Raw genomic sequence first — 6,173 nt, forward strand, 5'->3', positions numbered from 1 at the left:
GGTTGCGTTCATCAGGCGGGAGGCCGGCGAGGCGTGGCTAACGCGGCGGAGCACGGTGGTGCGAACGGACATGCCGGAGTCATAGGCGGGCCCGGCGGAAGCGGCGGCAGCACCCGGCTCGCGGCCGCGCGTCTGCTCCTGTGGGCGCTCGTCGGGGTCCTCGCCGTCAGGCAGGCCGCGGTCGTGCTGCGGGTGCCGCCCGGCGAATGGCTCGCCGACCTGCACCTTCCCGGCGCCCTGCCCGGCTCGCTGTACGACGCCGGGCAGTTCTCCGGGACCCCGTTCGCCGGGCTCGTCCTGAAGCCGCTCCTCGGTCTCGCCGCGCCCGCGGCTGCGCCCGCGTCCTCGCTGGAGCTGGCCTGGACCTGCGTGACCCTGCTGTGCGTCGCCGCGGTCGGGCTCGTCGCCGCGCGCGGCCTGCCCGACCCCGTGCCGCGGCGCACCGCGCTGCTCGCCGCGCCCGCCCTGGTCGGCCTGATGCTGGTCTCGCTGCCCGTCCGGGAGGCCGCCGGGCCCGGCCAGACCGCCGTCCTGCCGGTCCTGCCCGTGCTGCTGGTGCTGCTGGCCGTGTTCCGGGTCCCCGGCGAACGCCCCGCGGGCTTCCTCCTCGGCCTCGCCGCCGCCCTGCAGCCCGCCCTGCTGCTCTTCGCGCCGCTGCAGTGGCGCACCGGCCGCCGCGCCGCCGCCCGCGCCGCCGCCGTCACCTTCGCCGGCGCGACCGCCCTCGCCTGGGCGGCCCTGCCCGGCGACTCGTGGACGTACTGGGTGCACCACCTCGCCGGCACCGGCCTCGGCGGCACCCCCGACGCCCTCGCCAACCAGTCCGTGCACGGCGCCCTGCTGCGCCTCGGCCTGACCGGCCCCGCCGAGATCCTGATCTACGCGGCCCTCGCCGCCGCCATCGCCTGGACCGGGCTGCGGCGCGCCGTCCGCCACGCCCGCGACGGGCAGTTGCTCCTCGCCGTCGCCGTCACCGGGTGCGTGGCCGTCGCCGTGTCCCCGGCCGGCTGGCGCCACCAGCTGCTGTGGGTGCTGCTCACGGTGGCGGGCAAGGTGGGCAGCCGCGCCGCCGACCGGCGCGTGTGGCCCGTCGCCGTGGTCCTCGCCGCGACCCTGCCCAGCTCCGTCCTGCTGCCCAACATCGCGGTGCTGGCCCCCGTACGGGACAACGTGCTGCTGCTGACGGCGCTGGCCGCTGCCTGCGCGGTGCCGTTCCTGCCGCGCTCCTCCCCGTACTGGCGCGAACCCGTCCCGACCGCGTACGCGCAGCCGGCCGCCGCCCCGTGGCGGGCCGTGCCGCTGATGCCGTTCTGGCGGCGCGTGCTGTCGCGGCCCAACCTGCTGCTGGAACTGCTCCTCATACGCGTCGGTTACTCGATCTACTCGCACATCCGCGCCGCCGCGCCCGCCGGCCGCAGCCGCGCCGAGGAGCACGGCGGCCAGGTCCTCGGCATCGAGCGCGCCCTCGGCATCGACATCGAACACGCCGTCAACCAGGCCGTGGTGCACACGGCCTGGCTGGCGAAGTCCTTCAACTTCTACTACACGTCGTTCCACTTCGTGGTCCCGCTGACCATCCTCGGCGTCCTGTACTGGCGCCGGCCCGGCGACTACCGCTGGGCGCGCGCCTCCCTGGGCCTGGCCACCGTCCTCGCGCTGGCCGGCTTCTGGCTCTACCCGCTCGCTCCGCCGCGCCTCATGCCCGGCCTCGGCTTCATCGACACCGTGCACGGCCCGCAGGACCTGGCCAATCCCCAGTACGGGGCGATGACCGCGATCTCCAACCAGTACGCGGCGATGCCCTCGCTGCACTTCGGCTGGTCGCTGTGGTGCGGGGTCGTCATCATCGTGCTGGCGCCGAAGGCCTGGCAGAAGCTCCTCGGGGCGCTGCACCCGCTCATCACGGTCTGCGCGATCGTCGCCACCGCCAACCACTGGGTGCTCGACGCGGTCGGCGGAGCCGCCGTCGTCGCCGCCGGGTTCGGGCTGGTGTACGCGCTGTCCGGGCCGCGCCGGTTGGAGGTCACGCTGCCGGGGCAGCGGGGTGCCGGAGGCGATGGGCCCGGTGCTCCTGCTACTCGCGGTGTCTCGGGGGAGGCTGTTGCGCGGGTGTCGTCGGCTTCAGCCGCCAGCTCGTAGGCGCGGTGGGCGCGTGGGTGCGGGGTCGCGTGGGCGTGTGGGCGTGTGGGCGCGGGGTCCGGAACGGCTGTGCCGGGGTGGCGGATCGGGTGTTCCGCGCCGTCGGGGTGCGGGCTCCGCTGCTGGCGGCCCGGCCGTCTGTCCATCTGACCGTCTGACCGGCCGCGGGAGCTGGCCGTAGGGGCGCCGGGCACGACCGCTCCGGCGCCCCTTCGGTGGATCGCCGCGTTCTGCCAGGATCCGCCCGCGCCGGCACACCCGCCACTCGGGCGGGGGTCCGGCGCCCGGGCTCACTGGTCCGGCGCCGCCGGCAACTGCGCGAGGAGCAGGGCGACTGCCGCCTCCGCCGTATCGGCCTCGCCGATGACACGCGTGAGGCTGGGGTTCAGAACGCGGAACCGGCCGTCGTGCAGCGGCTCGACGGCCGGTGTGTCCGTCTCGGTCGGCAGGCCGTTGCCGGTGCCGAACCGCAGTACGCAGCGGCTGGTGAACGGGTACAGGCGCCGCAGCTCCGGTTGTGCGGAAGCGGCCTCGATCAGTGCGAGGACGCCCCGCCCCATGGCCGCGGCCTGGGAATCACCCCGGTCGAGCATCAGCCGCCACGTCGTCGGCAGACGCTGCCAGCGCGCCTCCACGCTCTCGTTGATACCGCTGTCCTGGAGGTTCATCCGCGCAGTCTGACGGCGCCGGCGCCGCCGCGACAATCCTTCGGACGGCATCGATGACGGGCCGTTATCGCAGCTTGTCGCGATCGTCGCCTCACTCTGTGCAACCCCTCCGGGAACGCGGAGAACACGAAAACACTCGGAGAACACCGGAGGGCGGGGGTGGGTGCGGGCCGACTTGGCCCGTCTCGGCCCGACTCGCACCGACTTGGCCTGATTCGTGCCGAAGCAGGTCAAGCGCGCTCAATGCTGCGGAATCAGGCGAACGCTCTGAAAGGGGCGCGAAAGCCGTACCCCCAGGGAACGGCAGGGGTCGGGGCGTGGGAGGAGGCGGCCCCTGCCGTCCTGGACCGGTCCCGCCACGTCCGCTCAGGCGTGGCTGACCCGGAGCTCCTTGATGCCGTTCAGCCAGGCCGCGCGCAGGCGCCGCGGCTCGCCGGCGAGCCGCAGGTCGGGCAGGGCGTCGGCGAGGGCGTTGAAGATCAGCTCTATCTCCAGGACGGCCAGGGACTTGCCCAGGCAGAAGTGGGGTCCGCCGCCTCCGAAGCCCAGGTGCGGGTTCGGGTCGCGGGTGATGTCGAAGTCGTCCGGGTTCTCGAAGACCTCGGGATCGTGGTTGGCGGAGGAGTAGAACAGCCCGATCCGGTCGCCCGCTTTGATCTTCTGGCCGCCCAACTCGGTGTCCTGGGCGGCGGTCCGCTGGAAGGACACCACGGGGGTGGCCCAGCGCACGATCTCCTCGGCGGCGGTCGCCGGCCGGGCCGCCTTGTACAGCTCCCACTGCTCGGGATGGGTCAGGAACGCGTGCATGCCGTGGCTGATGGCGTTGCGCGTGGTCTCGTTGCCCGCGACCGCCAGGAGGAGGACGAAGAACCCGAACTCGTCGGAGCTCAGGTTGCCCTGCCCCTCGGCCGCCACGAGCTGGGTGACGATGTCCTTGGCCGGGCACTCCTTGCGGGCCGCGGACATGTTCATCGCGTAGCCGATGAGCTCCATGGCGGCCTCGGCTCCGACCGCCTCGGTGATGGCGTACTCGGGGTCGTCGTACGCGATCATCTTGTTGGACCAGTCGAAGATGCGCAGCCGGTCCTCCTGCGGTACGCCGATCAGTTCGGCGATGGCCTGGAGCGGGAGCTCGCACGCGACGCGCGTGACGAAGTCGAAGCTGCCGTTGCCGTTGCCGTTCTCGCTGCCGCCGCTCCCGCCGGCGGCGGTGTCCGTCGCCCCGGCGCGCGCCTGCGCCACTATGTTCCGCGCCCGTTCGCGCAGGGCCCCCTCCAGACTTCGGATCGCCCGTGGGGTGAAGCCGCGCTGCACGATCTGGCGTACGCGGGTGTGCTCCGGCGGGTCCATGTTCAGCATGATCAGGCGCTGGGCCTCGATCTGAGCCCGCGGGATGTGCGGGTTGAAGCGGATGATGGCCGTGTTGAGGGTGGAGGAGAACAACTCCGGGTGCGTCGAGACGTACTTGACGTCCGCGTGCCGGGTCACGGCCCAGTAGCCCTCGTCGTCGAAGCCGGTGATGCCGCGCGGCTGCGCGCACCACCACACGGGGGCGGTCTGCCGGAGCCGTGCGAACTCGGGGAGCGGGACCCGGTCCTGGAGGAGGTCGGGGTCGGTGGCGTCGAAGCCCTCGGGCAGCGCGGGACAGGTCATCGGGGCAACTCCAAGTCTGACGGACCATCAGGAAGTTGAAGTGGCTGAAACGTAGTAACGAGTTCTAGAAGTCACAAGGGCTAGCGCGCCAACTGTTGCGTGGGGAATCCGTGGAGGCCGGGTGCAAGACCCTTGCGTGCAGGGCTCGGGGGTCATAAGACTGCGAGGAGAACTAGAACGCGTACTAGTTCAGGCGGGGCGCCGGGACGGCCCGCCGTGCCGGCACTGCGCAGGAGAGGACGAGCTCATGGCCGCGGAACCCGTCATCGTCGAAGCCGTACGCACGCCCATCGGCAAGCGCGGGGGCGCACTCGCCAACCTCCACCCCGCCTACCTGCTCGGCGAGACGTACCGTGAGCTCCTCGCCCGTACGGGCATCCAGCCGGACTGCGTTGAGCAGATCGTCGGCGGCACCGTCACCCACGCCGGCGAGCAGTCGATGAACCCCGCCCGGACCGCCTGGCTCGCCATGGGCCTGCCGTACGAGACGGGTGCGACCACCGTGGACTGCCAGTGCGGCAGCTCCCAGCAGGCCAACCACATGGTCGCCAACATGATCTCCGGCGGTGTCATGGACATCGGCATCGCCTGCGGCGTCGAGTCCATGAGCCGGGTGCCGCTGGGATCCGGATCCAAGCACGGCCCGGGCAAGCCCTTCCCGGACGAGTGGAACGTCGACCTGCCCAACCAGTTCGAGGCGGCCGAGCGGATCGCCCGCCGCCGCGGCCTCGGCCGAGAGGACGTCGACCGGCTCGGGCTGCTCTCCCAGCAGCGGGCGGCCACCGCCTGGGCCGAGGAGCGGTTCAAGCGCGAGACCTTCGCCGTCCAGGTCCCCACCACCGAGGAGGAGCAGGCGGCGGGGCAGGGCATGTGGCGCCTGGTCCACCGCGACGAGGGCCTGCGCGACACCAGCATGGAGGCCCTGGCCGGGCTGAAACCGGTCATGCCGACCGCCGTGCACACCGCCGGGAACTCCTCGCAGATATCGGACGGCGCCGCGGCCGTGATGTGGGCCTCCCGGCGGATGGCCCGCGCCCTGCGGCTCAAGCCGCGCGCCCGGATCGTCGCCCAGGCCCTGGTAGGCGCCGACCCGCACTACCACCTGGACGGCCCGATCGACGCGACGCGGGCCGTGCTCGGCAAGGCCGGCATGTCCCTCAAGGACATCGACCTCGTCGAGATCAACGAGGCCTTCGCCTCCGTCGTGCTCAGCTGGGCCCAGGTCTTCGAACAGGACCTGGAGAAGGTCAACGTCAACGGCGGCGGCATCGCCCTCGGCCACCCCGTCGGCGCGACCGGCGCCCGCCTGATCACCACCGCGCTGCACGAGCTGGAACGCCGCGACAAGGAATTCGCCCTGATCACGATGTGCGCGGGCGGAGCGCAGGCCACCGGAACGATCATCCAGCGGCTCTGAGGCCGCGCGGCGGACGGCGCCTCCGGCGCCGCACGAACCCCCTGTGGGATGGGAAGGCGAAGGCCCCGGGGCCGGACCTGGGGAGGCCGGCCACCGGGGCCTTCGTGCGTTCACGTGGTCGCGTGTCGCGTGTCGCGTGGCGCGTCTCAGCGTGTCGCGTGAACCGAGTCTGTGTGGTGCGCCCGTCGGCGCGGTGCCACCGGCTTAGTACCAGTGGTTGGCCTGCCAGAAGTTCCAGGCCTCGACCGGGGAGCCGTAGCGGGAGTTCATGTAGTCCAGACCCCACTTGATCTGGG

General features: G+C 72.6%; 5 protein-coding genes. 2 read left to right on the forward strand and 3 right to left on the reverse strand.

Annotated features, from left to right (window positions below):
• Nucleotides 1-33 precede the first annotated feature (33 nt).
• Complete coding sequence (locus ACZ4VL_RS12750) at nt 34-2,139, forward strand: phosphatase PAP2 family protein (RefSeq protein WP_468199012.1); 2,106 nt, start codon at nt 34-36, stop codon at nt 2,137-2,139.
• Nucleotides 2,140-2,429: 290 nt separating this feature from the next.
• On the opposite strand, the gene ACZ4VL_RS12755 is transcribed toward ACZ4VL_RS12750, so the two are convergent.
• Together ACZ4VL_RS12755 and ACZ4VL_RS12760 are read right to left on the reverse strand one after the other, a co-directional pair.
• Nucleotides 2,430-2,807, reverse strand: coding sequence for a DUF6193 family natural product biosynthesis protein (locus ACZ4VL_RS12755; protein WP_468199014.1), 378 nt, complete (start codon nt 2,805-2,807; stop codon nt 2,430-2,432).
• Nucleotides 2,808-3,173: 366 nt separating this feature from the next.
• Complete coding sequence (locus ACZ4VL_RS12760) at nt 3,174-4,460, reverse strand: cytochrome P450 (protein WP_468199015.1); 1,287 nt, start codon at nt 4,458-4,460, stop codon at nt 3,174-3,176.
• 247 nt (nt 4,461-4,707) lie between these two features.
• Here ACZ4VL_RS12760 and ACZ4VL_RS12765 point away from each other — a divergent pair, with 247 nt between their 5' ends.
• The gene (locus ACZ4VL_RS12765; protein WP_468199018.1) at nt 4,708-5,877 is read left to right on the forward strand and encodes a steroid 3-ketoacyl-CoA thiolase; all 1,170 of its coding nucleotides are present in this window, start codon (nt 4,708-4,710) and stop codon (nt 5,875-5,877) included.
• Nucleotides 5,878-6,081: 204 nt separating this feature from the next.
• Here the strand turns inward: ACZ4VL_RS12765 and ACZ4VL_RS12770 are convergent.
• Nucleotides 6,082-6,173: aggregation-promoting factor C-terminal-like domain-containing protein (locus ACZ4VL_RS12770; RefSeq protein WP_468199040.1), on the reverse strand; the 92-nt coding region annotated here is incomplete at its 5' end.

This window comes from Streptomyces sp. NPDC029014, assembly GCF_055564695.1.